This window comes from Kosakonia sp. ML.JS2a (assembly GCF_025642095.1).
GTDB lineage: Bacteria > Pseudomonadota > Gammaproteobacteria > Enterobacterales > Enterobacteriaceae.
Map to the genome: position 1 here is coordinate 1032823 of NZ_CP106754.1, position 24348 is coordinate 1057170.

The window sequence follows — 24348 nt, forward strand, 5'->3', positions numbered from 1 at the left end:
AGTTATTTGCATAATGTTCGTGTACGAACAAATAGGAGTGCCAGATGAAACTGATTGTAGGAGTGACCGGCGCAACGGGCGCGCCATTAGCCGTGGCGCTATTGCAGGCATTGCAAGCAATGCCGGACGTCGAAAGCCATCTGGTGATGTCGAAATGGGCGAAAACCACCCTTGAGCTGGAAACGCCTTATCGCGCACGCGATGTCGCCGCGCTGGCGGACTACTGCCATAACCCGGCGGACCAGGCGGCCACGATCTCATCCGGATCTTTCCATACCGACGGCATGATCATTATCCCCTGCAGTATGAAAACACTGGCAGGCATTCGCGCGGGCTATGCCGAAGGGCTGGTAGGGCGCGCCGCCGATGTGGTGCTGAAAGAGGGGCGCAAGCTGGTGCTGGTCCCGCGCGAAATGCCGCTGAGCGCCATCCATCTGGAAAACATGCTTGCGCTGTCCCGACTTGGCGTCGCCATGGTTCCGCCGATGCCCGCGTATTACAACCACCCGCAGACGGTTGAAGACATCACGCTGCACATTGTTGCGCGCGTGCTGGATCAGTTTGGTCTGTCGCTGCCGCAAGCCAAACGTTGGGGCGGCTTGCAGGCGGCACAGAATTTTTCACAGGAGAATGCATAATGGCTTTTGATGATTTGCGTGGTTTTTTAAACGCGCTGGAAGACCAGGGGCAACTGCTCAGGATCGGTGAAGAGGTCAATGCCGAGCCGGATCTGGCCGCCGCTGCGAATGCGACAGGCCGCATCGGCGAAGGCGCACCCGCACTGTGGTTCGATAATATTCGCGGTTTTGTGGATGCCCGCATAGCCATGAATACCATCGGTTCGTGGCAAAACCATGCGATTTCCATGGGGCTACCGGCCAACACGCCCGTGAAGCAGCAGATTGATGAATTTATTCGCCGTTGGGATACATTCCCGGTTGCGCCGGAACGCCGCGACAATCCCCCCTGGGCGGAGAACAGCGTTGACGGTGACGACATCAACTTGTTCGATATTCTGCCGCTGTTCCGCCTCAACGATGGCGATGGCGGGTTTTACCTCGACAAAGCCTGCGTGGTTTCTCGCGACCCGACCGATCCTGAACACTTTGGTAAACAGAACGTCGGCATTTACCGCATGGAAGTGAAAGGCAAACGCAAACTTGGTTTGCAACCGGTGCCGATGCATGACATTGCACTGCACCTGCATAAAGCGGAAGAGCGCGGCGAAGACTTACCGATTGTGATTTCGCTGGGTAATGAACCGATCATCACGCTGATGGGCGCAACGCCGCTGAAATACGATCAATCGGAATATGAAATGGCGGGCGCGCTACGTGAAAAAGCGTATCCGATTGCCACCGCGCCGCTGACGGGCTTCGATGTGCCGTGGGGCTCAGAAGTGATTCTTGAAGGGGTAATTGAAGGGCGTAAGCGTGAAATCGAAGGGCCGTTTGGTGAGTTTACCGGCCACTATTCCGGCGGGCGCAATATGACGGTGGTGCGCATTGATAAAGTCTCTTACCGCAACCAGCCGATTTTTGAATCACTCTATCTCGGCATGCCGTGGACAGAGATTGATTATCTGATTGGACCCGCCACCTGTGTTCCTCTGTATCAGCAACTGAAAGCCGAGTTTCCGGAAGTCCAGGCGGTGAACGCCATGTACACCCACGGCTTGCTGGCCATCATCTCCACGAAAAAACGCTACGGCGGTTTTGCCCGCGCCGTTGGGCTGCGCGCCATGACCACGCCGCACGGATTGGGTTATGTGAAGATGGTGATCATGGTGGATGAAGATGTCGATCCGTTTAACTTGCCGCAGGTGATGTGGGCACTCTCATCGAAAGTGAACCCGGCAGGCGATCTGGTGCAGTTGCCGAATATGTCGGTACTGGAGCTGGATCCGGGATCCAGCCCGGCGGGGATCACCGACAAACTGATTATCGATGCCACGACGCCGGTCGCACCGGATAACCGCGGTCACTACAGCCAGCCGGTGCGCGACTTGCCGGAGACCAAAGCCTGGACCGAAAAACTGACCGCCATGCTGGCGAATCGTCGATAAGGAGCGAATTATGATATGCCCACGTTGTGCCGATGAGCAGATTGAAGTGATGGCGACCTCGCCAGTTAAAGGGGTCTGGACGGTTTATCAGTGCCAGCACTGTTTATATACCTGGCGCGACACTGAACCGTTGCGCCGCACCAGCCGCGAACACTACCCGGAAGCGTTTCGTATGACGCAGCAGGATATTGATAACGCGCCACAAGTCCCGACCATTCCACCGCTATTGGCGAAATGAGGGCTCGGTTTTCCCCCTCTCCCTGTAGGAGAGGGTCAGGGTGAGGGCACGAGTTTCTCCCTCGCTCTGTGGGAGAGGGCCAGGGTAAGGCTAGGGTTTCTCCCTCTCCCTGTGGGAGAGGGCCGGGGTGAGGGCAACTTACACCAGGCTTTTTAAGCGATAAATCCACTCCAGCGCCTGACGTGGCGTTAACGCGTCCGGATCAAGATTTTCCAGCGCTTCAACTGCCGGGCTGGTCTCTTCCTGGGCTGTCAGCAACGACATCTGCGTACCATCGACCTGCGTTGCTGCGGCATTCGGCGACAGGCTTTCCAGTTCGCGCAGCTTACCGCGCGCCCGCTTGATCACCTCTTTCGGCACACCTGCCAGTGCGGCGACCGCCAGTCCGTAACTCTTGCTGGCCGCGCCATCCTGCACGCTGTGCATAAAGGCAATCGTATCGCCATGCTCCAGTGCGTCCAGATGCACGTTCGCCACGCCTTCCATTTTCTCCGGCAGTTGCGTCAGCTCAAAGTAGTGGGTGGCAAACAGCGTCAGCGCCTTGATTTTATTCGCCAGATTCTCCGCGCAGGCCCACGCCAGTGACAGACCATCATAGGTGGACGTTCCGCGACCAATCTCATCCATCAACACCAGGCTATTTTCGGTGGCATTGTGCAGAATGTTGGCGGTCTCGGTCATCTCCACCATAAAAGTCGATCGCCCGCTGGCCAGATCATCCGCCGCACCCACGCGGGTAAAGATACGGTCGATGGGACCAATCTCGACCTTCTGTGCCGGAACATAGCTACCAATATACGCCAGCAGCGCAATCAACGCCGTCTGGCGCATATAGGTACTTTTACCGCCCATATTCGGCCCGGTAATGATCAGCATCCGGCGCTGAGGGGATAAATTCAGCGGGTTAGCGATAAACGGCTCTTTCAGTACCTGCTCCACCACCGGGTGGCGACCTTCACTAATGCGAATGCCCGGTTTGTCGCTAAAGGTCGGGCAACTGTAATTGAGCGTCTCAGCACGTTCCGCCAGGTTGACCAGCACATCCAGTTCCGCCAATGCAGACGCGCTTTGTTGCAGATCTGCCAGGTGCGGCATCAGCAGATCGAACAATTCGTCATACAGCTGTTTTTCCAGCGCCAGCGCTTTGCCTTTGGAGGTCAGAACTTTGTCTTCGTACTCTTTCAGCTCCGGAATAATGTAGCGTTCGGCATTTTTCAGCGTCTGGCGGCGTACATAGTGGATGGGGGCCTGGTGGCTCTGACCGCGGCTGATCTGGATGTAATAACCGTGCACGGCGTTATAGCCGACTTTCAGGGTATCCAGCCCGAGGCGTTCGCGTTCGCGGATCTCGAGTCTGTCGAGATAATCGGTCGCACCATCCGCCAGCCCGCGCCACTCGTCCAGCTCGGCGTTATACCCTGGGGCAATAACGCCACCATCGCGCACCAGCACGGGCGGAGCGTCGATAATCGCCCGTTCAAGCAATTCACGCAGTTCGGTGAATTCGCCCATGTTTTCGCGCAGCGCCTGAACCGGCGCACTGTCGACATCCGCCAACTGGCGGCGCAGTTCCGGCAACTGCTGGAAAGCGTAACGCATACGCGCCAGATCGCGCGGGCGAGCGGTGCGCAGCGCCAGACGCGCAAGTATACGTTCAAGGTCGCCGACCTGGCGCAGCACCGGCTGTAATTCGCCAGTGCGTTCCTGTAACGCGCTGATGGTTTGCTGGCGTTCGACTAACACCCGGGTATCGCGCACGGGCATATGCAGCCAGCGTTTCAGCATACGGCTGCCCATGGCGGTGACGGTGCAGTCCAGCACCGACGCCAGCGTGTTTTCTATCCCGCCTGCCAGGTTCTGGGTGATCTCCAGATTACGGCGCGTGGCGGCATCCATAATAATGGTGTCCTGCTGGCGCTCCATGGTGATGGAGCGAATATGCGGCAGGGCAGTGCGCTGTGTGTCTTTCACATATTGCAGCAGGCAACCGGCGGCGCACAGGCCGCGCGGCGCGTTCTCAACGCCGAAGCCAACCAGGTCGCGGGTACCAAATTGCAGATTGAGCTGCTGGCGGGCGGTGTCAATTTCAAACTCCCACAGCGGGCGACGACGCAAACCGCGACGGCCTTCAATCAATGCGGTTTCCGCAAAGTCTTCGGCATACAGCAACTCGGCCGGGTTGGTGCGTTGTAATTCGGCGGCCATGGTGTCGCGATCGGCGGGTTCGCTCACGCGAAAACGCCCGGAGCTGATATCCAGCGTGGCGTAACCAAAGCCTTTACTGTCCTGCCAGATGGCGGCCAGCAGGTTATCCTGACGCTCCTGCAACAGCGCTTCGTCGCTGATGGTGCCTGGTGTCACGATGCGCACCACTTTGCGTTCAACCGGCCCTTTGCTGGTGGCGGGATCGCCTATCTGTTCGCAAATCGCGACGGACTCGCCAAGGCTGACCAGCTTCGCCAGATAGTTTTCGACGGCGTGATGCGGCACGCCCGCCATTGGGATCGGTTCACCCGCCGATGCGCCGCGTTTGGTCAGCGAGATATCCATCAACTGCGATGCGCGTTTGGCATCGTCATAAAACAGTTCGTAAAAGTCCCCCATGCGATAGAACAGCAGAATGTCCGGATGCTGAGCTTTCAGCTTCAGATACTGCTGCATCATCGGGGTATGCGCGTCGAAATTCTCGAGTGTACTCATTAGTTTATGATGTCCATTTTCTTAAATTTTAATGAGTTAGTGATGTTTTTAATTCTCATTAGGTTTCACGTTGCTCATTGGATCTCATGAAATCCTGCACTTCCTTTCATAAGGACGTAGCGAGCATGATAACCAAGTCTTTATGGCAGGAAAACAACGGGAAGATGTTGTTGTTTGAAGCGATAGAAATGATCGAGCCTGGTGACAAAGATAAAGCGGATGTTGGCGCAACCGGGGTTAAGTCTTTTTCCTTCTTGAATGAAACGCCAAACCGGACGCGCCAGGCGGCATGCTCGTAATGCCGCTATCAGGCCGACGATTTCATCCTGCACGGGGCGCGGCGAAAACCACGACGCATTATGTGGATTGCTGGCGTAATGTCTGTATGGCAGAGGAGCCGAGACTACGGCGCCATACTCCGGGTGCCACGCCATACTGCCGCTTGAAGCTGCGATTGAAGGATTGCTGGGAGTCAAAGCCCAACGCGATCGCCACGTTCAGAATCGGTTCAGAGCTGTGCGTTAAACGCTCGACAGATTTTTTCAGTTTTTGCGCACGAATATACTCACCGAGAGTATCACCAGTATGTTCTTTGAATATCCGCTGGAGGTGCCATTTCGAATAGCCAGCGCGCCGGGAAACGGTGCCAATGTCCAGACGGCTTTCAAGGTTGTTGTCGATCCAGTCGAGTAAATCGTGCATAAATGCGTCAGTGTTCATCGCGTTTCCCCCCATGCAGCTTAAAAGGTATCTTTATCTGTTGCATTTAAAGGTGGCCCGATTTTGCATTAATTGCAAGTTTTATTGTTGCATTTAAGACCTTGCCGGAAACGCGTCTTTTGCGCTGACTAAAATAGCACATAAAGTGTATTAATTATTGTTGCACTAAATTTAGCGCCTCCCTACAATCCCCGCGATAGTGTATTCGTAACTGTTACAGTTTTGTGGCGATGAACGACACAAATGGCCTTAAGCCAGCCCGGACAAAGGAAGTGGCGCGGCGTCTCCCACCGCGTCTTGCCCGGCGGCTACAATTAGCGGAATAAAAATAATGAGCCTGCAAAAACCTTGGGTTAACTTTCATCTGCATGCGTTGGGAGCAATGTTACTCTCCGTACTGCTTGTCGGCTGCGATGACGGTGTCGCGCAGAATGCCGTGCCACAAGCGCCGGCCGTCAGCGCCGCTGACGTGGTCGTGAAATCCATTAGTCAGTGGGATAGCTTTAACGGTCGGATTGAAGCGGTGGAAAGTGTTCAGCTACGCCCCCGTGTCTCCGGCTACATTGATAAAGTGAATTACACCGACGGCCAGGAAGTGAGAAAGGGCGAGGTGCTGTTCACTATCGACGACAGAACCTATCGTGCCGCGCTGGAACAGGCGCAAGCGAGCCTGGCGAGAGCCAAAACGCAGGCCAGCCTGGCGCAAAGTGAGGCTGAGCGCACCAATAAATTAATCCATACCAACCTGGTCTCCCGCGAAGAGTGGGAGCAGCGCCGTTCGGCCGCCGTCCAGGCACAGGCCGACATTCGCGCAGCGCAGGCGGCGGTTGACGCCGCGCAACTTAACCTCGATTTCACCAAAGTCACCGCGCCTATCGATGGTCGCGCCAGCCGTGCGTTGATCACCAGCGGTAATCTGGTCACCGCCGGTGACAGTGCCAGTGTGCTCACCACGCTGGTCTCGCAGAAGACGGTTTACGTCTACTTTGACGTGGATGAGTCGACTTACCTCCACTATCAAAATCTCGCCCGCAGTGGGCAAGGGGCGTCCAGTAATCAGCAGGCGCTACCGGTTGAGATTGGTCTGGTTGGCGAGGATGGCTACCCCCATCAGGGGAAAGTGGATTTTCTGGATAATCAGCTAACGCCGAGTACCGGCACGATCCGCATGCGCGCGCTGTTGGATAACGCGCAGCGTCAGTTCACGCCGGGACTGTTTGCCCGCGTACGCCTGCCGGGCAGCGCTGAATTCAACGCCACGCTTATCGACGATAAAGCGGTGCTGACCGATCAGGATCGCAAATATGTTTATATCGTTGATAAAGAGGGGAAAGCGCAGCGTCGCGATATTACTCCGGGGCGTCTGGCCGCCGGTTTACGCATCGTGCAGCAGGGGCTGAAGCCTGGCGATAAAGTCATCGTCGATGGTTTACAAAAAGTGTTTATGCCGGGTATGCCGGTTAACGCGAAAACCGTTGCCATGACTGCCAGCACCGCCCTCAACTGATCCCTTATCTGAGAATCCGACACATGGACTTTTCCCGCTTTTTTATCGACAGGCCGATTTTCGCCGCGGTGCTGTCGATTCTGATTTTTATCACAGGATTAATCGCGATCCCGCTGCTGCCGGTCAGCGAATATCCTGACGTCGTGCCGCCAAGCGTGCAGGTGCGCGCGGAGTATCCAGGCGCCAACCCGAAAGTGATTGCAGAGACCGTGGCGACGCCGCTGGAAGAAGCGATCAACGGCGTTGAAAACATGATGTACATGAAATCCGTTGCAGGTTCCGACGGCGTACTGGTGACCACCGTCACTTTCCGTCCGGGTACGGATCCTGATCAGGCGCAGGTTCAGGTGCAAAACCGGGTATCACAGGCCGAGGCGCGTCTGCCGGAAGATGTGCGGCGTTTGGGCATCACCACCCAGAAACAATCGCCGACGCTGACGCTGGTGGTGCATCTGTTTTCGCCCGGCGGTAAATACGATTCACTGTATATGCGTAACTACGCCACGCTAAAAGTGAAGGATGAACTGGCGCGTCTGCCCGGCGTCGGCCAAATTCAGATTTTTGGCGCGGGCGAATACGCGATGCGCATCTGGCTGGATCCCGATAAGGTGGCGGCACGTGGGTTGACGGCTTCGGATGTGGTGACGGCGATGCAGGAGCAGAACGTACAGGTTTCTGCCGGGCAGCTTGGCGCTGAGCCGCTGCCGAAAGAGAGCGATTTCCTGATCTCCATTAACGCCCAGGGGCGTCTGCACACGGAAGAAGAGTTTGGCAATATTATTCTGAAAACGGCGCAAGACGGCTCGCTGGTACGTCTGCGCGATGTGGCGCGTATCGAAATGGGTTCCGGCAGCTATGCGCTGCGTTCCCAGCTTAACAACAAAGACGCGGTCGGGATTGGTATCTTCCAGTCCCCGGGGGCGAACGCCATCGATTTGTCTAACGCGGTGCGCGCCAAAATGGACGAGCTGTCCACGCGTTTCCCGGAAGATATGAAATGGGCGGCACCTTACGATCCTACTGTTTTTGTTCGCGATTCCATTCGCGCGGTCGTGCAAACGCTGCTGGAAGCGGTGGTGCTGGTTGTGCTGGTGGTGATTCTGTTTTTGCAAACCTGGCGCGCGTCGATTATTCCGCTGATCGCGGTGCCGGTATCGGTCGTGGGCACGTTCAGCATTCTCTACCTGCTTGGCTTTTCGCTTAACACCCTGAGTTTGTTCGGGCTGGTGTTGGCGATCGGTATCGTGGTGGATGACGCTATCGTGGTGGTGGAAAACGTTGAGCGAAATATCGAAGAGGGGCTGGCTCCGCTTCAGGCGGCGCATCAGGCGATGCGTGAAGTGTCCGGGCCGATCATCGCGATTGCGCTGGTGCTGTGTGCGGTGTTCGTACCAATGGCGTTTCTCTCCGGGGTCACCGGTCAGTTTTACAAACAGTTTGCGGTAACCATCGCGATTTCAACGGTGATCTCCGCCATCAACTCGCTGACGCTCTCTCCGGCGCTGGCGGCCATGCTGTTAAAGCCGCACGGCGCGCCGAAAGACTTCCCGACCAGGCTGATTGATCGTCTGTTCGGTTGGCTTTTCCGTCCGTTTAACCACTTTTTCCACCGTAGCTCAAACCGCTATCAGGGGCTGGTTGGCAAAACGCTCGGACGACGTGGTGCGGTGTTTGTTGTTTATGTGCTGCTGCTTTGTGCCGCTGGCGTCATGTTTAAAGCGGTACCCGGCGGGTTTATTCCCACGCAGGACAAGTTGTATTTAATTGGTGGCGTGAAAATGCCGGAAGGCTCTTCGCTGGCACGCACCGATGCGGTGATCCGCAAAATGAGCGAAATCGGCATGAATACCGAAGGGGTGGATTATGCGGTCGCTTTTCCAGGGCTTAATGCGTTGCAGTTCACCAACACGCCGAATACCGGGACGGTCTTTTTTGGCCTGAAACCGTTCGACCAGCGCAAACATTCTGCGGCGGAAATTAACGCTGAGATCAACGCGAAAATCGCACAAATCCAGCAGGGCTTCGGCTTCTCCATTTTGCCGCCGCCGATTTTAGGACTGGGTCAGGGGTCTGGTTATTCGCTGTACATACAGGATCGCGCCGGCCTTGGTTATGGTGCGCTGCAAAACGCGGTGAACACGATGTCCGGTGCGATTATGCAGACGCCGGGGATGCATTTCCCTATCTCAACCTACCAAGCTAACGTTCCGCAGTTGGATGTGCAGGTCGATCGAGATAAGGCGAAAGCGCAGGGCGTGTCGCTGACCGATCTTTTCGGTACGCTGCAAACCTATCTGGGATCGTCTTATGTGAACGACTTCAACCAGTTCGGGCGTACCTGGCGTGTGATGGCGCAGGCCGACGGGCCGTTCCGCGACAGCGTGGAAGATATTGCTAATTTGCGCACCCGCAATAATCAGGGCGAAATGGTGCCAATCGGCAGTATGGTGAAGATCAGTACCACCTACGGGCCGGATCCGGTGATTCGCTACAATGGTTATCCGGCCGCGGATCTCATTGGCGATGCGGATCCTCGCATACTTTCTTCCTCGCAGGCGATGACGCAACTGGACAAGATGTCGAAGCAGATACTGCCGAACGGGATGAATATTGAGTGGACGGATCTGAGCTTCCAGCAGGCCACTCAGGGCAATACGGCACTGATTGTCTTCCCGGTTGCGGTTCTGCTGGCTTTCCTGGTGCTGGCGGCGCTGTATGAAAGCTGGACCCTGCCGCTGGCGGTGATCCTTATCGTCCCGATGACGATGCTGTCCGCGCTGTTTGGCGTCTGGCTGACCGGTGGCGATAACAACGTGTTCGTGCAGGTCGGTCTGGTCGTCCTCATGGGACTGGCCTGTAAAAACGCGATTCTTATCGTTGAGTTTGCCCGCGAGCTGGAAATCCAGGGGAAAGGCATCATGGAAGCGGCGCTGGAGGCGTGTCACCTGCGTTTACGCCCGATTGTGATGACTTCCATCGCGTTTATTGCCGGGACCATTCCGCTGATCCTCGGCCACGGCGCGGGTGCAGAAGTGCGCGGCGTCACCGGGATCACGGTGTTCTCGGGTATGCTGGGTGTGACGCTGTTTGGTCTGTTCCTGACACCGGTGTTTTACGTTACGCTGCGTAAACTGGTTACGCGCGGCAAGCCGGTTAGCGACGTTCTGCCTGCTTAAGTTGGTGCAGATAACAAAAAACCGCCTTCACTATGAAGGCGGTTTTTTTTCGCAATCAGAAAAGAATCAAAGCGCTTTTTTATGCTGAGCAACCATGTCAGGTACCAGATCTAACCCGCTGGTATTGGCTTTTTTGACTTCAGCCAGCGCGCTTGCCACGGTATGGCGAGCTAACACCTCTAACGATGCCTGCTCTGCTTCATCGGAGATAGATTTGAAGTACCAGCACGCGTTGGCGCTGACCACGCAGCGAGCCGGTATGTCAGGACGAGACGCCCACAGCTTTTTATCTTCTGTGACGGAAACGTAGATATCGCGCAGGGTGATCTTTTCCGCCGGGCGACCCAGATGAATAGAGCCGTTGCGGCCAAGCGTTGAGACGATAATGCCGTCACGCGTGAGTGGAACCATTAATTTGCGGATAAAGCTCGGATTCGCTTCCAAACCGTAGGCCAGAATCGCACTCGTCGAACGTTCACCCAATTGCTCCGCCATCGCTACGCTGAGAACCATCTGCAAAGCTGTCGGGAAGCGGTAATCTAACATTTCATTGTCCTGGGTTGCGGTGAATCTTGTTCTTTTTGGCACCGCAGAGGTGAATAAGCAATGAGCAATAATATAACAAATCCGGCAATTTTTTTGAAGAAGTCTACAGGTGACCTGACTCGTAAAAATTAGTTTCCGGTGTGTACAAAGGGCAACGCGGGTCTCAAATTCGAGGCAGGCGACGCCTGCCCGGTAGACGAACCTGGCCACTCAGCAGATGTTCGTAAGGTTTCAGGCGCGCTATTCGTAAAGCATTTTGGGAAGGGTCACAAAGAGGGATGCTCTTCGCCGGGCAGGGATCAAAAACCGTGTTGTCGTTCAGGCGGTCGTAGGGTTTGGGAAGTCAACAGTAACCATGAGCCCACCTTCGGCAGACGTGCTCAGGCTGACGCTGCTGTTGTGTTGCTGTGCAACCGCGTTGACGATTGCCAGTCCTAATCCACTCCCGCTTTGCATCTGATTGGGATCGCGAAAAAATCTGTCGAACACGCGCTCCCGCAATTCAACCGGAATGCCTGGCCCTGCATCTGAGACACATAGCGTTGTGGATTCATCTGATGATCGTAGCTCTACCACAACGTGTCCGCCCTCAGGACTGTATTTCACGGCATTTTCAATGACGTTATCGATCAGCGACATCAGGCGTTCCCGGATACCGGCAATCCAGATTTCATCTTGAGAGTAAAATTCGAGCTCAACCCTGCGTTCGGCCGCCAGCGGTACCAGCGCGGCCATTCGCTCTTGTATGAGCGTTGTCAGCGGTACAGGCACCATCACCGTGTCAGTGCGCGCTTCGCTGTTCATCATTAGCAGCAACTGATTGACAAGACGAGCCGCACGGCTATTGCTGCGAATAATCCCTGCAAGCAACTCCTGTTGACTGTCGCTGCTTGTATAGGTTTGCAAGGCCTCAACATTGATGCGCATCGCAGCCAGGGGAGTACGCAGTTCGTGAGCGGCATCGGCAATGAAAACCCGTTCCCTTTCCGTGCTTTCTTGCACTCTGGAAAGAAAGAGATTAATCGCGTCTACCACCTGGCGAAGCTCCCTATGCGTTGGCACTTCTTTTAAGGGGGAGAGATCGTCTGGCGTTCGTAAGGCGATTTCATTGACGACCTTGTTCCAGGGGCGCATAGCAATACGGATTGACAGCCATGCGGGAAACAAAAGAAAAGGAATGCATACCAGCAGCGGCAATATGTAATACCCACGCGAATTCAGGTAGATAAAGAAGTTCCAGCCTCCGGCCGGAGTGATAAGTGTTACCTCCACGTCGGCGTTCGCGGATTTGAGGGTACGGCTGGTCCAGGAGCGGCCTTCACTTTGAATCGTCTGGATTTTCCCATACCGGGTGTTTTTCACGCCTGCTGGCGCGCCATCGGATGCATAAATAATCTCGTGATTTTTCCGAACGATCAGGCTGATTGACAGTTCCGGATCTTCACTTCCGCCATAATCTTCCCGCAAGGCCTTGCTGAACGCGTCCAGAACATCCGTTCGATCCTGCGGGCGATCGTCCATACGATCGATCATTGTAAAAAGGGTTTCGTAAGTCTTACTGCCCGTGAGTATCGGGGGGCTACGCAAGTCTTCCCATAAAATCCAGGTCAGAAAAAGACACCAAAGCAGCGTAAGCAGTAGCATCTGCGCGATCATAATTCGCCGCACAAGCGTTGGGGTTCTCAGGTGACGCCAGAAATTTCGCATCAACCCGATCCCTTCTGGATTGGCACAGTATCAATGACATACCCTACGCCCCGCACCGTGCGCACATAGCCGTCGCCAATTTTGCGGCGCAAATTACCCATATGCACATCGAGTGCATTGCTCATATTTTCTTTTGCGCCAAATATTCTCTCTTCCAGAAACGGCCGCGTAATAACGCGGTCAGCGCGCAACATTAACGTTTCAAGTAGTGCGTATTCACTTGCCGTTAAATCAATATTGTGTGCACTCACCGTCACGCGTCGGGTCGGCACATGAAGAGATAACCCCCGGATTTCTATCGCCTCATTCTGGAAACCGTAGCTGCGTCGCGCAAGAGCTCTCACCCTGGCCAACAACTCGGCGAGCACAAAAGGTTTGACGAGATAGTCGTCTGCACCGGCATCCAGCCCACTGAGGCGATCCTGCAGTGTGCCTCGCGCCGTCAGGATGATAACCGGGATCCCTTTACGTTGCTGACGCAAGTAGGCCATCAGACCCATGCCATCGCCGTCGGGCAGTCCAAGGTCGAGCAATACAAGTTCTGGCACGCAGACATCAAGCTGATGCAGCGCATCCTCTTTCCGGCGAACCCATATGACGTCTAATCCTTGATCTGCAAGGGCTATACGTACGCCATTGCCGAGATCCAGGTCGTCTTCGATTAGGAGAATTTTCACAATGGTTACTGTATCAGCAGTCAATGAAGAACGTCTGAAGAAAAAACGGTATCAGGAAATCGGGCAGGTTTGCAGCCCCGGTACGTGCTTCAGTATTTCTTCATTTTGGGCTCATGAGAACTTTAGGGAGCGCATTCAAACTGAGCGCTCTGGTGTTTAAAAACCGTACGTATCGTAATCAGTTGAATCCACAAGGACTTCTTTAATGAGAAACATTGAACTGCGTCATAAGTCCCTCCATTTACTCTCGGGTCGCAGCCTGAACAACATGTTGCTGGGAGCACTCCTGGCATTACTGGCCAACCCGATAGTGGCGGCAGAACAGAAACAGGGCAACGTGTTAACTCTCGGGGGAGGCGTGGATGTTGCGCCACGCTATTCTGGTTCGGATAAAAGCCGCGCCATGACTGCTTTGGTGCTTGATTACACGATGGGAAATGGGTTCTTCGTCAGCACCACGCGGGGTATCGGTTATGGCAACAATATTGGCAAGTTGGATTACAGCGCTGCGCTGAGCTATCGCGCAAGCCGTAAGGATCGTGACGTGGAGAGCGACTCAATCAGTTACGGCAGCGACGACTTGCGAGGTATGGGCGATGTCAAAGGCTCGGCTATCGGTGTGCCTGGACTGGGTTACAGCGTGACCGACTGGCTTAGTGTGCAATTGCAGGCTGAGGTGCCGATTTCTGAGCGACGCAACGGTACGGCACTGCATTTGGGTATTACCAGCCCGCTGTATACGTCACCGAAAAATGCCGTGACGCTGGCGCTGACTGGCAGTTGGGGAACGAGCCAGTACATGCAGACTTACTACGGCGTAAGCGCATCACAGTCGGCCGCATCGGGGTTTGCTCAATATGATGCCGGATCGGGAATGTATGCCTATGACATGAATATTGACTGGACATACAAGCTCACCCCAGACTGGAGCGTGGTTACCGCAGCAGGCTATACGCAGTTGACGGGTGACGCACGCAACAGCCCGATTGTTCAACGAAAAGCATCGCCCACCGGAAGCCTGAAAGTGACATATCGCTTCTGAGCGCTGTTTTGCGTGTGCTTCCCGGCTGTTTGCGGCGATACACGGTCAATAAATACACCTGCACGCCGCCCCGGTTCAGATAACGGGGCGGTACTCTGCTTGCTAATTTTTTCAGTACAATCAAAAAATTACGTCGTCTAACGTTCAGGATACGTCACGCTCTCTTTGAGCGTAAAAACGCCGCCATCCGGTTTCAGTCATGCAGGTAATGAGACGTTATAGTGAATTCAGACCAAAAAAAACCTGACGAGAGAGCGTCAGGTTAAAGGTCACATTATCGCTTTCCTGCTGTTAAGCCATAAGGAAAAGCGATCTTTTCGGTATAACACGGATGTTTGTTATATTTCACTCCCTAGCTGCTTAACAATGCGACATAGCTTTCGGGCACCATTAAAATTTAAATGATCTGAGTCATAATAATCCCTGGGGGTGAATACTTCATGTGTAGATAAATCTGTCATGAATACATTCTGGCCATCAGTAATACTTTCGATATACTCCAGCGTTTCATTTTTTAGGTTTTTATCGAAGTTTTCAACGTAAAAATCAGTGAACGGCATAACGATAAAATTAATGGTAGAGTTCGTTTCTTTAATTAACTCTATCATGGAAGAAATGATCTCTTTATTATTTTCAAAACTATGCTTTCTTGTATAAGCCTTTGATAGTTCTGATGTACGGGTCAGGATATCTGCTGATGAATATGAAAAATCAGTGCGATAGCTTCTCTCGTTTATGAAATCGACAGATTTTTTTACAATCGGCTCATCAAGCAACAGACTACTGAGTCTTGATAACTCCTCATCATTATAAAATTTAAGGTGAGTTTTTTTCTCGTAGATATGCCTGATGAATAAATCAAGAGGACTCAGAATGTGTTGCTTATTTGAACTGCTATTGGAACTTTCGACTTTATTCCTGAAGTTGTATTCAATATTCTGGTTTTTGCAGAAGTAGCGAGCAATAGGGAACGTTGGCGCGGCTCCCATTGACAACTCATAAAAAGCATCATAAAGGCCGATGCATAGAATGAAATTTCGTATATTTGTCGTTTCTGTGATTTTCTTAATCAGACTGTACGATAAAGTAAAATCACCGGAGAATATTGAGAGGTTTACTGATTTATCTAATAGCTCATCAGGGAATCCCTGGTATGCATAGGATGATCCTAATATTACGCTCTTTACATTTGGATCGCTGATGATTTTTTTATAACGCGCGTTAAGAAGAGGTATGAATCCAATATCCAGACTATAATGACTTGTATTCTTTTCCGGGAATTGCAGGATGGTTAGCGCGTCCGGGAATTCTATATTATGTTTTTTTATGAAATTAAATCCTATGGAATCTGTGACAATCAGGGGAATGAAGGTATCGTCACTCTGGCTCAGGCGGATGCTCCCCGGGTCTGTTTCCATATTGATTTCGAATGCGGTGACTTTTTCCATATTAGATGGAAGGAAAAGCGCGTTTAGTTGGTATGAGTTCCAATCTTTCCCGACGAAAAAAACATGACACGGTTGTGTTGAAAAATAGTATATAAAAAAAGAACTTAAGTGAAATGTTAGATTTTCGATATCATCTGGTGTGACATTTTTCCCGGCACAATAAATCAGTTGATTGATAAATGACGTGGTGTTTTCATCATCATTTAAAAGGTGGCTATTGGTAATAAATAAATCCTTCAATTCATCCACGACGGAATCATTTTCAAGCCAACTGAGTTTTTGTGCGAGGATGTGAATGTTTTTAAGAAAAAGAACTCTGTTATTCATTTTATTTTCCCTGGTTAATAGTAAAAAATAATTTAACAACAAGCGCATCTATTTTATTTGGTTACGCAGTATACAGGAGACGATCAGAGATGGAAATGTTGAAGGATGTATTTGAGACGGTTTGAAAACGCAATTTTTAATATATTAATGGCTCTATTCAACCGATTGAGAGGCGTATTAGACTGATATACTCTCAATGCCCATTGCTTATTCTCTATTGAATCCGGTAGCGCAAACGAACAGGTCGACAACGGCTATTTTATTATGTTTCCCTCGTCGGTAACCCGCATCAGTTCTTTTGGGCGTCGCTGGAGCCCTGCGTGGGCATTGAACTGAGTTTTAGTGGCCGGGGAGCTTGTTATTCAGTCTGGGCTGCTACTGATCTTCTCCCTTTTACCGTCTGTCTGCGTGAAACGAAATGCGGGATCGAATAAAAAGCTGGGCTGATGCGTTTACACGGTAACCACATCAAGGATTACCACTATGACTCGTATCGTGCCCGTCATCGCTCTCGGATTTTTAATCACGCCACTTTGGTTATATGCCAGCCCTGCCAGCTACAGCATCAACACGCAGAAAACGACAATTGCCCTCTCCTGGCATGCATTTGGGGATACCTCTGAAGCCAGCCTGGGAAAGGTGACGGGGGATATTACGCTGGATACCGGCAATGAAAGTGGCGACCGGATAGATGTCACCATTCCGGTTGATACCCTTAAGGCGTCCAATGCCCTGTTAACGTATCAGATGAAAAGCCGCCTTTTTTTTGATGCTGAACACTATCCAAACATCGCGTTCACCAGTAGTCGCGTGGTGGCGCTGGGAAATGGACATTTTCGGGTATTCGGGACCCTGGCTGTGAAAAACGTCACCCGCCCGGTGACCCTTGATGCTTCACTGGAAGGTCAACATGGCGAACTCTCGGGGGCGGAGAACATTTTTCTGCATGCCTCCACAGCGATTTCGCGATCAGCATTCAATATGGATAGCTTCGCTGTCCTGGTGGATGACACCGTGACGATCAATATTGAGATTCAGGCCCGCCCACATCCGGCGGTATAAATAATCCCGGTAACCAGTCAATCGGGTCCCTTTTGCTATGCCAGCGCAGACTGCAACGTCAGTGCGTTTTGTTGCAACTGGGCAGCAGGGTTACGGCCAATCAACACAAACTGATAGCCTCTGGAATGCCACCAGACGAGGTTCATCGCATGGCGCTGTTCATGACGAAGTTCTGTGCTGGCAGGATGGCTGTCCGGTGAAATGCACAGCGCCATCGGGCCGTAATCGGCATGCATCCAGGCAATTTGCGCAATCGAGGTGCTGTCATAGCGCAGCATACGCACCATTTTCAGCTCTGCGCCATGCAGGACAAGTTGCTGCGCATTCGCCTGCAAGCCTATGTCTTGTGCCGTACGCGCCAGTCCACGCTGCAACGCTGAAGGGGAACTGTCTGCATCAAGCAACGTTTCCGCACTGTACAGAGACATATACTGTGCCTCAAGGTCACGAATTTTTTCGCGTTCTCCCTGAGCCCTGATGGCGGTGCGTGCGAAATAGCCCAGCCCTGAACCGATAACCAGAAAACTGAGTGAGGCCGCGATCAACGCGCGTCGACTGACACCCGCTGCCCGGGGGCGGTTTGCCGGTTGTTGGGCCAGCACGTTGGCCAGTTGTTCCTCCATGCGAGACTGCGGCGCATCCTCCAGGAGAGGCGCAAAGGCGCGGGCAAAATCTGCCTGGTTGAGCCTTAACATGTTGGTTCGTTCGGCCAGTTGTTCATCCTGGCTAAGCTCTGCCTCAAAGCGCTCTGCATCACTGGCCTGCATTTCGCCATCCAGCCAGGCGACTATCGCCTCGTCGCTGTACGGTGCTGTAAATCTCATTGATTTCAATATCGTTTCTCCTGCACAGGGGGCGGCGTATGAATCACCTGGGCGATTTTCGCCCTCGCCGTAGCCAGCCGGCTCATGATCGTGCCAATCGGTACAGACAATGTGTCTGCCGCCTCCTGATAGGTAAAACCTTCAACATAGACTAAGAACACGGCATTGCGTTGGGCTTCCGGCAGGGCGCTCACGTAGTGCATGATTTTCGCATAGTGCAGGCGAGCTTCATCCTGTTCATGCGTGTCCGGCGCCAGTAATTCATCGCTTTCAACGAACCCCTGTCCCAGGCGCACCCGGCGGGCACGCACATCTGAAATCCAGATGGAATGCAGGATAGTGAATAACCAACTGTCAATGCGTGTGCCAGGGGTGAACTGCGCGCTTTTTTCAAGCGCGCGAACACAGGTCGACTGAACCAGTTCTTCCGCCACCTCACGGTTACGCGACAGAACCAGCCCATAGCGCCACAGGCGTGTCAGATGTTCAGCAAGATGCTGACGGACGTCACTGGTCGTAATCTTTTTATCCTCATACCATGATTCAGGATTCAGGATGGCCGTCGATAGCTGCCTGCAGATCCCTGTACTCCTCACAACGATAGCCGCAAAGGGTGGCGATGGTCTTCAATTGCGCTTTTGCCAGGTCAGGACGCCCTTTGACCAGCCAGGCTTCGCCCAGGTATTCGCGTGCTTTGGCATAGGTTGGATCGAGTGCTAATGAACGCTGATAATATCCGATACCTTCATCAGTACGGCCCAGCTTACGCGTGGCATATCCCCGGTAATTCCAGGCTTCAGCAGTATTGCCGTTTTTCAGTGTGTTGAGCAGATCCAGCGCCGCCTGATACTCCCCTTTTTTTGCCAGATGATAAGCATAACGGGTTTTATCTTCATCGCTGAGCCGGCTTGTTTTCGCCGCTACGCACTGTTTTGCCGTGCTGTCATAAACCTGCCCGCGGGGGCAATCCGGTGTCTTGCTGTTGGTATTATCGTCACCCGCTGCGAAAACGGGCATGGCAGGCAGCAGAACAAACACCACCGGAAACAGAAAACGTCGCAGGGCCATGGAATGGAAAAATGAAATTATGCGCATTGTGAACTCCAGGTTAAGGCAACGCGTGGCCGTGCCGCTGAGGCCGGGGCGCGATGCAGGGTAAGGAGGGCAGTGTTAACGCGTCGCCATGTTAACGGTGATGGTTTTTCAGTCATGAACGATCTCCCCTCTGTGTATTCATGATGGGTAAACGCGACAATGGCGATTTCTATTCGATAAAACGTGTTGGAGAGATCCCGACTGCTGTTGCGGGACATCCCGGCTTTCCAGCAGCGAAGGGGGCTCCGGCAGGCTGCCTTGCACACATTTACACGTTTTATTAACGGGTTTGGCTATTCTCCTTCGATATAACCTGAATCTGTTATCTATTAAAAACTTCCTGATGAATTCTATTTTTAATGCGTATATACCCATCTTTATAATGTTTGGTTTTTTATTTCTTAAATAAATGAATTATCTTTGACTGTATTTATTTAATTAACCTGGGTTAGAATCATTTTCGCTCTTGGAATAGAGCATCTTTAAATAAGTAAACCACTAACCTTGTATTCTAATTATATAACACATGGATTGTATGCTATGAAAAAATCATTGCTCGTGTTGTTGATCTCTGCCGCGTGTGGCAACGCCTGGGGGCAAACGTTATCCGTTGAAGAGCGGCTTGCGCAGTTGGAGAAAAAACTGGAAGAAAATGCGCGTGAACTCAGCCAAACCAAAGCTGAATTGAATAAATACAAACAAACAGCGACTCCCGTTTTTATTACCGGGGTGACTAATAATCAAGAAGAAAATAAATCTGAAATCAATCACGAAAATACGAATGGTTCGACAGCGGAAAATACACCACAGACGCTGAAAGCGTTAAGCGATTTTGTAAAAGAGGATATGGGGTTCTCGTTTACCGGATATTTGCGCTCCGGGTGGGGAACGGGTAACCACGGTTCGCCAAAAGAGTATGCCATTGGTTCGCTGGGTCGCTTCGGTAATGAATTCTCGTCGTGGTTCGATCTGCAATTTAAGCAGCGCGTCTATGCGCAAGATGGCAAATCTGCCCATGCGGTGGTCACGCTGGATGGTAACGTGGGTGAGCAGTACGGCACGGCATGGTTTGATAAAGATTCAGAAAACCTGCTGCAATTTTCCGACATCTATCTCACCACCACCGGGTTTCTCCCCTTTGCGCCAGACGCCTCTCTGTGGGTCGGTAAACACAACCTCGCCAAATACGAAATTCAGATGCTGGACTGGAAAAGCCACCTGACCGACAGCGGCGCCGGGGTGGGGATTGAGAACTGGCAGGTGGGTGCCGGGAAGCTCAGCATGGCGCTGGTTCGCCAGGATCTCAACGCCCATGCCGTTAACTACCCGGCGACCAAAGACGCGATGCAGGTGAATACCAACACCGTGGATATTCGCTATAAAGACATTCCCGTGGCGAGCAACACAACGGCGGAACTTCTTGGTCGCTATTCGCTGGCGAACAAGTCCGACAGTTACCAAAACAGTGAAAATAACGGCAGCCACTATAGCGTGAAAGATGCCTGGCTCGCGGGCGCAGTGCTGCGGCACCGCTTTGATGCCGGCGGTTTTGAAGAGCTGACCGTCCAGGCGGCGGATAACTCGTTGGCCAGCAATTTTGCGCTGATTTCCAATGCCAGTCCGGGGTATGGCAATGGCGATAACTACTATGGTGAACACACTTATGGCAAGGCGCTGCGCGTGATCTCGCAGGGCGAGTTTTACCCCACCTCATCTGTTGTGCTGGCGCATGCTTTAGCCTGGTCGGCGGGCAATGATATCTACAGTTATGATACCGGGGCGCATACCGACTTCCGTAGCTATCGGGCGGTTGTGCGCCCGGCCTGGATCTGGAACAGCGGCAACCAGACCGGCGTGGAGCTGGCGTGGTTTAAACAGACCAACCAGCAGCAGGGCAACGAGTACGCAGAGAAAGGCTATAAAGCCACGCTGTTCCACGCGCTGAAAGTCGACACCAGCCTGTTGCAGTCGCGGCCTGAACTGCGTTTCTACACCACCTATATTCGGGCGCAGGATAATGGGATCAGCCAGTTCAGGTTTGCCGATCGGAAAAAAGACCAACTGACCATTGGCGCGCAAGCGGAAGTCTGGTGGTAAGGAAGGGGAAAATTGCGGCGCGCGTTGCGCCGCAAAATGCCGGTGCTACATCGCCAGATCCAGGAAGGTGCCGAGGCGGTAACCACGCTCTGCAATGGCATATTTCAGTGATGAAGAGGTGAGGATCTCCAGCTCTGTTACGCGCGGATAGCAGTAGCTGCTCTGGCGAATCGTATTATCGATGAACGCCGGGTGGCACATGATCTCCAGCGAAGATTCACCGCGGTCTGTGGAGGCATCCAGCGCTTGTAAAAAAAGCGCTTGTGAAACCCCATCGCCGTAAAAACCGCTGCTGAAACCCTGTGTGCTGCGCAGTGACGGCGGCACATCATCTGCCGGCAACATCGCCTGGTGGTCGATGCGCAACGGCAGGCCCCGTTCTGCGGCAAACTGTGCCACGAGAGGGAAGAGTTGCGGGATCATATGCACGTGATGATGGCTGTCGAGATGCGTCGGTTCGCGGCCAAACAGGCCGACAAAACGCCGGTACTGGCTAGCCAGCTCCTGTGCAATCTCATCGAGCGGTAACGTATCCTGTTCCGCCATGTGCCAGAGCCATTTCCCCAGTTGTCCGTCGCGGGTCAGGCCCGGCATCGGCGTAAGCGGCTTACCCAGCGTCAGCACAAAGTGCATGCCCACCGCCAGCGCGGGCAATTCACCGGACAGCTGTGCTGCATGTTCAACGGCCTCACCATTAACCAGTGCCGTTGTTGATGTGACGACACCGTGGAGAAAACTGTCGATAATGCCGTAGTTTTGCCCTTTGCTGAGGCCGAAATCATCGGCATTCACAATCAATAAGCGTTCCATAGCCACCTCTTAGCGTCGTTCATCCCTGAGCGTTTTAATGCAGTCGGCAAAGTTCGGCAGCCACTTCTCATGCGCCAGAATCAGTTCGCGCGCCAGCACTTCGGCATCGCTGTCGGAATGAATCAGCGGGCTGAGACTCAGCGCCAGCACCACATCGTTAAATTTGCCGCTCAGCGCCGCCTGGCTGGCCGCCACTTCAAACCCTTTGATGGTATAGATAAGCCCCAGCACCTTTTCATCAAAATGGGTGATGCGCGGATGGGGCGTTGCGCCATCGCGACCGAGCAGGCAGGTCATCTCTACCGCCCAGTCTGCCGGGATGTTATCCACCTGTCCGTGATGGGGAATGTTGACGTAGTGTTCGCTCTGTTTGTCGTTATAAATGGCGTTAATCACTTCACAGGCGGCGTCGGAGTAGTATGCGCCGCCGCGCTGCTCCAGCTCTTTCGGTTTCGTGTTCAGTTGCGGATCTTTATAGAGGTCAAACAACTGTTTTTCGACCTTTTGCACCACCTGCGCGCGGGCACCGCCTTTGTAATACTCGCCCATCTCGATGGCCAGCATCTCTTTTTGTTTGACGTAGTAGAGCAGGTAGGAGCAAGGCAGCAGGTTCAGTGAGCGGATTAACCCTTCGCTAAACGGCATGTCGAAAATATTCTTCACCGTCGAGGCTCTTAATGCTCCGCTTGCCACGCCATCGAGTAATTCCGCGAAGCGTGAGACGCCATTCACCCGCACCTCTTTAATAAAGACCATATGATTCAGGCCAAACAGATCGATGGCGAGATCGTCGCTCTCCGTTAATTTCAGCACATCGCGGATAAACATCTTCATCCCGGTGGGGATATTGCAAACGCCAATAAACTTTTTAAAGCCAGTATGGCGGTAAACCGCTTCGGTCACCATGCCGGCCGGGTTGGTAAAGTTAATCACCCATGCATTCGGGCAGATAGCCTCGACATCGTTAATAATGTCGAAGATCACCGGAATGGTGCGCAGCCCTTTAAACAGGCCGCCAGCGCCGTTGGTTTCCTGGCCCAGATACCCATGACTTAGCGGGATGCGTTCGTCCAGTTCACGCGCTTTCAACTGGCCCACACGCAATTGCGTGGTGACAAAATCCGCCCCTTGCAGCGCTTCGCGGCGGTTCAGCGTTTTGTACACTTTCAGCGGCACACCCGCTTTTTCAACCATGCGCTGGCAAAGATTGAAAATAATATCCAGCTTCTCTTTTCCGTCTTCAACGTCGACCAGCCATAATTCACTCACTGGCAGCTCGTGATAGCGCTTAATAAAACCTTCGAGAAGCTCCGGGGTATAGCTGCTGCCGCCGCCAATGGTGACGATTTTTAATTTCTGGCTCATAACATCTCCCTTCAGTGTGCTTAGCCCGGTTGCAGAAAGAAACGCGTTGCCACCCGTCATGGCTGGGCCGGTTGAAAATGCAGGAAAATAAACGGATTACTGAACTAACTCCGTTAAACTTTTGCGATAACCATTGGGCGTAAAAGACGTCATCTTTTTAAATGTCTTAATAAACAGGCTGGGGCTGCTATAGCCTGATTCCCAGGCGATATCGGTGACCGAATAGTTGGTCATCTCCAGCTGTTTTTTCGCAAAATCGATGCGGATCTCATTGATAATCTGCATCGGCGTTTTGCTGTAATAACGCCGTACTGCGCGGGTCAGATACTCCTGGGATTTTGCCGACAGGCGCACCATATTCTCCAGCGCATGATCGCCAAACTGCGTTTTATCGTGCATCGCTTCCACGGTAGATTTCAGCCATTGCGGGGTATCATCAATCACCTGTTCTTCACGGTAATGGCGTAAGCGGTTGATAATGTGGAAAGTAATGGCTTCAACAAATTCATCCAGCCCGCTTTCACGAAAATTGAGCGAGGAGATCACCGTCTCGACATAGGCCTGGAACGCGCTGGTGGTGCGGTAAGCCTGCGAGGCGACAAAGCAAAACGGCAGCAGCGCAAGATAATGCTGTTCGAAGAACCGCTTGCTGATACCCACGTTCAGAATCCGCGTCGCGCCGAATTCGTAGAAACTTTGATGGTGCGATCCCAACGGAATAAACACGAAATCGCCACGCTCCAGCAGCACGCGCTTACCGTTAATGACCTGGTAATAGCGACCGGTTAACACGAGGGTAAACTCGTAGTAGTCGTGCTGATGCAGCCCGCTGGCGCTTTCCGTTTTGTTGTAGATGAACACATGGAAATTTTTGCCGTTAAACAACTGTTGTTCACGGACGGTGATGATTTCCTGGGTGTTGACCTGCGGCTGCATCATTTG

At 52.9% G+C, this 24348-nt stretch carries 21 protein-coding genes; 9 read left to right on the forward strand and 12 right to left on the reverse strand.

Annotated features, from left to right (window positions below; translation table 11 throughout):
• Positions 1–44 precede the first annotated feature (44 nt).
• Genes N7922_RS04900 through N7922_RS04910 form a run of 3 tightly spaced genes read left to right on the forward strand, consistent with a single transcriptional unit; the run spans position 45 to position 2303 of the window.
• Positions 45–638 carry a non-oxidative hydroxyarylic acid decarboxylases subunit B gene (locus N7922_RS04900; protein WP_263099503.1) on the forward strand — a complete coding sequence of 198 codons (594 nt, stop codon included), beginning with the start codon at positions 45–47 and terminating at the stop codon, positions 636–638.
• Positions 638–2065, forward strand: coding sequence for a non-oxidative hydroxyarylic acid decarboxylases subunit C (locus N7922_RS04905; RefSeq protein ID WP_263099504.1), 1428 nt, complete (start codon positions 638–640; stop codon positions 2063–2065). Before N7922_RS04900 ends, N7922_RS04905 begins: the two co-directional genes overlap by 1 nt.
• 10 nt (positions 2066–2075) lie before the next feature.
• Positions 2076–2303 (forward strand): non-oxidative hydroxyarylic acid decarboxylases subunit D, encoded by a 228-nt coding sequence (locus N7922_RS04910; RefSeq protein ID WP_263099505.1) that lies wholly within the window; start codon positions 2076–2078, stop codon positions 2301–2303.
• A 138-nt stretch (positions 2304–2441) separates the two neighbouring features.
• On the opposite strand, the gene mutS is transcribed toward N7922_RS04910, so the two are convergent.
• The gene (gene mutS, locus N7922_RS04915; protein WP_263099506.1) at positions 2442–5003 is read right to left on the reverse strand and encodes a DNA mismatch repair protein MutS; all 2562 of its coding nucleotides are present in this window, start codon (positions 5001–5003) and stop codon (positions 2442–2444) included.
• A gap of 125 nt (positions 5004–5128) precedes the next feature.
• Here mutS and N7922_RS04920 point away from each other — a divergent pair, with 125 nt between their 5' ends.
• Positions 5129–5302: a hypothetical protein gene (locus N7922_RS04920; protein WP_263099507.1), complete on the forward strand. Its 174-nt coding sequence runs from the start codon at positions 5129–5131 to the stop codon at positions 5300–5302.
• Positions 5303–5360: 58 nt separating this feature from the next.
• Here N7922_RS04920 and N7922_RS04925 read toward each other — a convergent pair whose 3' ends face one another.
• Positions 5361–5723, reverse strand: a complete 363-nt coding sequence (locus N7922_RS04925; protein WP_263099508.1) for a helix-turn-helix domain-containing protein — start codon at positions 5721–5723, stop codon at positions 5361–5363.
• A 331-nt stretch (positions 5724–6054) separates the two neighbouring features.
• Here N7922_RS04925 and N7922_RS04930 point away from each other — a divergent pair, with 331 nt between their 5' ends.
• Both N7922_RS04930 and oqxB read left to right on the forward strand, forming a co-directional pair.
• Positions 6055–7230 (forward strand): efflux RND transporter periplasmic adaptor subunit, encoded by a 1176-nt coding sequence (locus N7922_RS04930; RefSeq protein ID WP_263099509.1) that lies wholly within the window; start codon positions 6055–6057, stop codon positions 7228–7230.
• Positions 7231–7253: 23 nt separating this feature from the next.
• A complete protein-coding gene (gene oqxB / locus N7922_RS04935) occupies positions 7254–10406 on the forward strand; it encodes a multidrug efflux RND transporter permease subunit OqxB (protein WP_263099510.1) in 3153 nt (1050 codons plus the stop codon).
• Positions 10407–10472: 66 nt separating this feature from the next.
• Here oqxB and N7922_RS04940 read toward each other — a convergent pair whose 3' ends face one another.
• The 3 genes from N7922_RS04940 to N7922_RS04950 all read right to left on the reverse strand — a co-directional run bounded on the left by N7922_RS04940 (position 10473) and on the right by N7922_RS04950 (position 13336).
• Complete coding sequence (locus N7922_RS04940; protein WP_263099511.1) at positions 10473–10952, reverse strand: RrF2 family transcriptional regulator; 480 nt, start codon at positions 10950–10952, stop codon at positions 10473–10475.
• A 318-nt stretch (positions 10953–11270) separates the two neighbouring features.
• Positions 11271–12659 carry a sensor histidine kinase gene (locus N7922_RS04945; RefSeq protein WP_263099512.1) on the reverse strand — a complete coding sequence of 463 codons (1389 nt, stop codon included), beginning with the start codon at positions 12657–12659 and terminating at the stop codon, positions 11271–11273.
• Entirely contained in the window at positions 12659–13336 is a 678-nt protein-coding gene (locus N7922_RS04950) for a response regulator (RefSeq protein ID WP_263100835.1), read from the reverse strand. The genes N7922_RS04945 and N7922_RS04950 overlap by 1 nt, the downstream gene beginning before the upstream one ends.
• A 205-nt stretch (positions 13337–13541) precedes the next feature.
• On the opposite strand from N7922_RS04950, the gene N7922_RS04955 reads away from it, so the two are divergent.
• Positions 13542–14378 carry a MipA/OmpV family protein gene (locus N7922_RS04955; protein ID WP_263099513.1) on the forward strand — a complete coding sequence of 279 codons (837 nt, stop codon included), beginning with the start codon at positions 13542–13544 and terminating at the stop codon, positions 14376–14378.
• A gap of 338 nt (positions 14379–14716) precedes the next feature.
• Here N7922_RS04955 and N7922_RS04960 read toward each other — a convergent pair whose 3' ends face one another.
• Positions 14717–16153 (reverse strand): hypothetical protein, encoded by a 1437-nt coding sequence (locus N7922_RS04960; protein ID WP_263099514.1) that lies wholly within the window; start codon positions 16151–16153, stop codon positions 14717–14719.
• A gap of 483 nt (positions 16154–16636) precedes the next feature.
• On the opposite strand from N7922_RS04960, the gene N7922_RS04965 reads away from it, so the two are divergent.
• Entirely contained in the window at positions 16637–17215 is a 579-nt protein-coding gene (locus N7922_RS04965) for a YceI family protein (protein ID WP_263099515.1), read from the forward strand.
• Between the two features lie 35 nt (positions 17216–17250).
• Here N7922_RS04965 and N7922_RS04970 read toward each other — a convergent pair whose 3' ends face one another.
• The 3 genes from N7922_RS04970 to N7922_RS04980 are packed head-to-tail and all read right to left on the reverse strand — an operon-like array spanning position 17251 to position 19107.
• On the reverse strand, positions 17251–18048 hold the full coding sequence (locus N7922_RS04970) for an anti-sigma factor family protein (protein WP_263099516.1): 798 nt from the start codon (positions 18046–18048) through the stop codon (positions 17251–17253).
• Complete coding sequence (locus N7922_RS04975) at positions 18045–18596, reverse strand: sigma-70 family RNA polymerase sigma factor (protein ID WP_317633854.1); 552 nt, start codon at positions 18594–18596, stop codon at positions 18045–18047. Before N7922_RS04975 ends, N7922_RS04970 begins: the two co-directional genes overlap by 4 nt.
• Positions 18583–19107, reverse strand: a complete 525-nt coding sequence (locus tag N7922_RS04980) for a tetratricopeptide repeat protein (RefSeq protein ID WP_411554242.1) — start codon at positions 19105–19107, stop codon at positions 18583–18585. The genes N7922_RS04975 and N7922_RS04980 overlap by 14 nt, the downstream gene beginning before the upstream one ends.
• A 567-nt stretch (positions 19108–19674) precedes the next feature.
• Here N7922_RS04980 and N7922_RS04985 point away from each other — a divergent pair.
• Positions 19675–21231: a carbohydrate porin gene (locus N7922_RS04985; RefSeq protein WP_263099518.1), complete on the forward strand. Its 1557-nt coding sequence runs from the start codon at positions 19675–19677 to the stop codon at positions 21229–21231.
• A 45-nt stretch (positions 21232–21276) separates the two neighbouring features.
• Here N7922_RS04985 and chbG read toward each other — a convergent pair whose 3' ends face one another.
• From chbG to chbR, 3 genes are all read right to left on the reverse strand, one after another.
• On the reverse strand, positions 21277–22041 hold the full coding sequence (gene chbG / locus N7922_RS04990; RefSeq protein WP_263099519.1) for a chitin disaccharide deacetylase: 765 nt from the start codon (positions 22039–22041) through the stop codon (positions 21277–21279).
• Positions 22042–22050: 9 nt separating this feature from the next.
• Complete coding sequence (locus tag N7922_RS04995) at positions 22051–23406, reverse strand: 6-phospho-beta-glucosidase (RefSeq protein WP_263099520.1); 1356 nt, start codon at positions 23404–23406, stop codon at positions 22051–22053.
• A 96-nt stretch (positions 23407–23502) separates the two neighbouring features.
• The gene (gene chbR / locus N7922_RS05000; protein WP_263099521.1) at positions 23503–24345 is read right to left on the reverse strand and encodes a transcriptional regulator ChbR; all 843 of its coding nucleotides are present in this window, start codon (positions 24343–24345) and stop codon (positions 23503–23505) included.
• Positions 24346–24348: the final 3 nt, after the last annotated feature.